The sequence below is a fragment of the Enterobacter sp. JMULE2 genome (genome assembly GCF_013337145.1).
Lineage (GTDB): Bacteria > Pseudomonadota > Gammaproteobacteria > Enterobacterales > Enterobacteriaceae > Enterobacter > Enterobacter mori.
In genome coordinates, this window is sequence record NZ_SGWD01000009.1 from 1 (window position 1) to 5020 (window position 5020).

Sequence of the window (5020 nt, forward strand, 5' to 3'; positions counted from 1 at the left end):
GCAGTGGTTTTCCATCATCCTCCCCTCCTGTTTTATTTTTCTCGGAACAATACTTCTCCGCCTTGTTTAATATAGATCCTTTTACCTCAGATGCGTTAATCCAGAGCCAGTGAGAATAACGCGCTCCGCGCAGGATTGTGCTGGCGGCCAGGTAGCACTTATTTTTCTTTGCCTGCAAAAGAATAAAATTACATCTCCTGACCTCATCAAGAGACTGCTGTAACATTTGATATTGATAGTTTACTTCCATTCTTCCGGGGGATATCTTAGCACGAAGCCTTTCCCTCAACTCTAGCAAAAAAAACCTTTCACAACCGTCTTTATATAACCCCTTAATGCCTTCATATTCAAGCTGAACCTTTAAAACATCCTTGCCTTTTAAATATTCTTCTATGTGATTCATTCCTGCTATATTATTGCTGGCGACGGAAGGTGACTCTTCAAATAACTCAGGCCCACCAACGAGCATATGCCATTCCGGTATAGCGCTAAATGACATAGACGTCGCTTGAGATAGCAAAATTGTTTTATCTGCCGCGGCTTTTAAAATTTCATCGTTGAGTCCGGAAACAAGATCCGGGCGATATACCAGGTCATCAGCGTTAAAGTTTTCAGGCCATTTATTTTCGCCATTTTTTTTAACGATGTAATCCGTAATCAATTTCATACGGAAATCTTCAAAAACCTTGTCATTTTCGATAAATGAGAGTGCATTTTCTATCGACTCCATTAAACTTTCGTGATTAAGAACTAAAAAAATAATTTTCGAATGCGGATAACCTAATCTTAATGCATTCAGGTTGCGCCACGAGAACTTACACTCCTTCAGAATGTCGGGAATGACCTCACTTATCACCTTATTTCTTGTCGGTTCATACCGTATCCCTCGCTCTGGGTCAGGATTATTCTTGCAGTAGGACGACATATCATCCGTGTAGTCTTGCATTGTTTTATTTTCGTCAAGAGCTTCAAAAAAATGCGACAGAACCCCATCCAGGACTATATGGCGATGTAAATGCCTGCCCGAAAAAGGGGAAATCCCATCAGGGTGGTTTTTATAAAATTCAGTAACAAGACGGTTTTTCATAACCCGATTTACAACGTCAATAAGCTCCTTCAGACACCTGCCGCCTGCATCATCACACTTTATTCTCTCTGTCACCAGAACAAGCTGTAACCATTCAGAACACACTGCACGCAGATAGTCGGCGAAGCGGTTTTGACTGACGATCAGGGGGCTTTTGGCTATTTTTTGAGCAATCAGTTCAACAGACATGGAATATCTCTTTTTTATATGGGGGGTTAAAAAATCCTTTTTTGTGGATTTGCATACGCCACAAAAAAAAGAATATACCTATTTTCAACATCAGACTGTAAATGAATACCGGGCCGGAAGTACAGTATTCAAAAAAAGACAAAAAGAGCAAAAAAAATATCAGTTATCTGATTTTAATATTCATACCCCATGCAAAATCCTGGCCACCTGAAAAAATAACCGCTTGAGTTAAAAAGAAAATTCAGAAAAGATTGCTCCACTCAGGTCCCGCGACCGGAGTCAGGAGTAATGGAGACGTGTCCGCACGGAAGGCGCACACAGACACAATATGAAATTAAATTTAACGTTCCGTACAACTTAAAACAGGAGGAAGCAACATGTTAACCAGACCAGAGAACACGCATTCGAGAAATTCAGCCCTGAACGATGCTGCCGTTCAGACTGACTTCGCTCCGCATGGCGGTAAAACCCAGCCGGCTAAAACAGACAACGCGCCTGAAACGACTGGCTCAGGCTCCCGAAATGCCTGTTATCCGCGTTTTAATAAAGGTGACGCGTTTATGACCATGAAGGAGGTTATGGTGCTTACAGGTACCAGCGACAAGTTCATATATGCGCAGATCCAGAAGGGTCTGTTCCCTAAACCGCTTAAGTTTGGAAGGGCTTCCCGCTGGATACTCAGCGAGGTGTATGAGTATATCAACGGGCGTGCAACATCCGGCAGCAGGCCGAAAACGTAACGTCATCGCCCGTATTTTGATTGTCATCATTCTGGCACATAAAAGGGAAACCGGAAAAGCACTGATTCCTGGCGACCGAATAAAGCCTCAGCAGGCTGACGCCATCCAGCGGCATAAATAAAAATGATAAACAGAAGGAGAAAAGGTTAATAGCAGGACATTTTATTTAATGCTTCAGCAGTTATCTTTCTTAAAAACAGAAATAAATATTCTCTGAATGAACCGCTGCGCCTTTTTTATAGCGGGCGCATCATTCACGCTCTTTAAAAATATGGAAACCCATCATGTATAATTATCCTGTTATGCATACGGGCACGCATTCTGCATACCCCTCAATGAATGCGGGTCCTGACACCCCCCAACCTTTCCCGTTAGATTCCTGCCCCGTGGCTATTACGCAGGCAATTGAAAGTGTATGCAAAGACAAAAACGTTGCACCAGAGATAGTAGTCAGCGTTTATCTTGCTGCAGCTTCACTTACATGTCTCCCGCTTGTTGAGGTTATACCGCTACACACAAATGTACCTGAACCTGTGGTGCTGGATTATATTATCATCGCAGACTCCGGCGCGGGAAAATCCACGGTCTTTAAACCTGTCATGAAAGTTTTCACGGACTTTGCATCAAAATGTAATGATATCTATCAGGAGGAAATGAAACGCTATAACGGTGAAAAGAGCGTGTGGGATCAAATAACACGGGGACTGAAAAAAAATCTCAGGGAGGCCACGGGAAATTATGGCGACAGGGAAAAGGAGGAAAGAGCGCTTGTAGAACATATCGCAAAGGAACCGCGTAAGCCGAAGAAGTTCAAGTTTATCTATCAGGACTTCAGCAGGGCCGGGCTCATCAGCCAGCTTGAAGATAACCCTGAAGCTGCCATTTTCCTTGAAGAAGCCAGCACATTTTTCGCCTCGCCCGCAAAAGATGATCCGGCACTTCTCACGCTTGGGTGGGATGCGTCTCCCTTTTGCTATGTTCGTAAGGGAGTGGATTATGAGTTCACGCCCCGCCTGATGTTTTGCATGCTGACCCAGCCAGATCTGTTCAACAGCTATCTGCTCAAAAACCCTGATTCGGCAAGAGGTAGCGGCTTCCTGGCCCGTACCCTGATAAGCTGCACTCATGAGCTTACAGGCAACACCATCAATAACGCCCCCCTCAGACGCCTAGTCAGCGAGGCCAGCGCCTGGCGGTTCACTTCTCCGGTCGACACGTTCAACAACAGGGTCACAGAGCTGCTGGAGGAGGCCAGAAAACGTTTTTATTGTGGTATGACCGATAAGCAGCAACTGAAGCTGTCTCCTCATGCGGCGGCTTTTATGGCCACCAGACGGGCAGAAATGCAACAAAAAATCGCACACGGAGGACCATGGGAACATATTGCTGATATTGCCCTTAAATCAGGCTCAAACGCCTTAAGACTCGCTGCCGTCTTCCATTACTTTAGCGGCACTCGTTCTGAGGAGATATCAGAGAATAACATTAAGTGCGCGCACAACGTTATTGAGTGGTATATCGCGCAAAGCAGCAAATTATTCTGGAAAAACTCCAGGCGTTATCAATTCGAACGGAATGTACTGGAGGCTTATCAGTGGATATACAATAAAATGTTGCAGAGAAATTACCCCCTCATACTCAAATCAGAAATTCAGACTTCCGGACCGAGGAATAAATCCATTAATCTTCGTCTGGCAGACAATCTTAATCCCATTCTGACGCAGCTTATCTGGCAGGAGAGAATCATGGCTTTCGAGTCCACACGTAGAGGACCGATCTATATCGCGATTGAACACCCGGACCTGGACTGGTGCCTGAACCAACAGTTCCCTGAAGGTTACACCTTTTTTAACCCACCTCTTCTGGATGGCATGACGTATTTTGATTTACCTGCACTGATTTTTTGAGTCGGCCCCATATCTGCATAGATATGCAAAACACTTTATTCTTACCCGACAGTTCCTCTGTGTATTTTTTCACCACGAAAAAATCGACGTGTGTTCTGCGATACGTCATTTCTGCTAATGGTTAGCAGAAATGGCAGGGTTATCTGTGCCGTCATGTAATAACCTGCTTAAACTTCGTCCAGAATGGCGATAATCATGAAAAAAGTCAGCGCAGGAACCGCAACGCGAAGAACGCATAACCAGGTAAGACAATGAGCACTAAATGCATAAAAAAGCCCCGGGCAGTCATGGCTGTCCGGAGGACTTATGCGCCAGTCACGACCCGAAAGGTTTTTACAAATATGGCATACGTGTCTTCATTAACCGTTAAGGAATAAATATTTTAATTAATTAAAGCTAGGTGTCTTGTTATTCATTTAACCCATTTATCAGTATCTTATTATAACCATTTACTCACTTCATTATGACTCAATGTGACAGAAGTAATTGTAAGAGAGAAATCATCTTTCACACACCTGCCGGTAAAGCAGGTTTGTGTGAAGAACATTACAGGACATACGTTACCAATAAAGAAAAAAGAGAAAGGAGGTTACTGCTCTGCTGCAAGTATTGCAGTAATTCACTATCGCATACCCGCAATCAAAAATACTGCAATACCGAATGCCGACAGAAAGGTGCGTGTAAATTAATTTCAGCATCAGGTCAGAGCATTCTGTCTTCATCCTACTGGCGACATATTGAGAACGCCGTCAGTCGCAATCCACTGTTATTAGGCTCCGTATCGGGGCCGGAGGATATCATGAATATTTACGAGTTGTACAAGCTGAAAGCAAAACATCAGCGTAGCTATGCGGTCGCTGTATACGAAGGGTCTCAGCGCAAATATAAACCGAAAGCGCTGCTTAATCTGGAAGCGGCTCATCTGTACCCGAATGGAAAGGGAGGGGCGAACAGCCCTGAGAATCTGATGATTGTACCAGCCCTGATTAACCGTCGTAACGGAGATGCGCTCCCGTATCAGCATAACGGTTTAGCTGGCATCCAGGCCTCAGGGGAACCTTATCCGATGGAAGGGGGGATGTACGAGGCGATGGTTG

3 protein-coding genes and 1 pseudogene are annotated in these 5020 nt (G+C 44.4%); 3 read left to right on the forward strand and 1 reads right to left on the reverse strand.

Annotated elements, in window-relative coordinates; translation table 11 throughout:
* Positions 1-1276 (reverse strand): hypothetical protein (locus EXW94_RS00775; RefSeq protein WP_174339298.1); only part of this gene is annotated, 1276 nt, incomplete at its 3' end.
* A gap of 377 nt (positions 1277-1653) precedes the next feature.
* Here EXW94_RS00775 and EXW94_RS28500 point away from each other — a divergent pair.
* From EXW94_RS28500 to EXW94_RS00790, 3 genes and pseudogenes are all read left to right on the forward strand, one after another.
* Positions 1654-2016, forward strand: a complete 363-nt coding sequence (locus EXW94_RS28500) for an AlpA family phage regulatory protein (protein ID WP_309232506.1) — start codon at positions 1654-1656, stop codon at positions 2014-2016.
* Positions 2017-2300: 284 nt separating this feature from the next.
* Entirely contained in the window at positions 2301-3923 is a 1623-nt protein-coding gene (locus EXW94_RS00785) for a DUF3987 domain-containing protein (protein WP_174339299.1), read from the forward strand.
* 799 nt (positions 3924-4722) lie between these two features.
* A pseudogene (locus tag EXW94_RS00790) lies at positions 4723-5020 on the forward strand (hypothetical protein); the annotation flags it as partial.

Coding starts and splice junctions, on each gene's coding strand:
- EXW94_RS28500 (WP_309232506.1), top strand. CDS start 1,654: ATGTTAACCAGACCAGAGAACACGCATTCGAGAAATTCAGCCCTGAAC.
- EXW94_RS00785 (WP_174339299.1), top strand. CDS start 2,301: ATGTATAATTATCCTGTTATGCATACGGGCACGCATTCTGCATACCCC.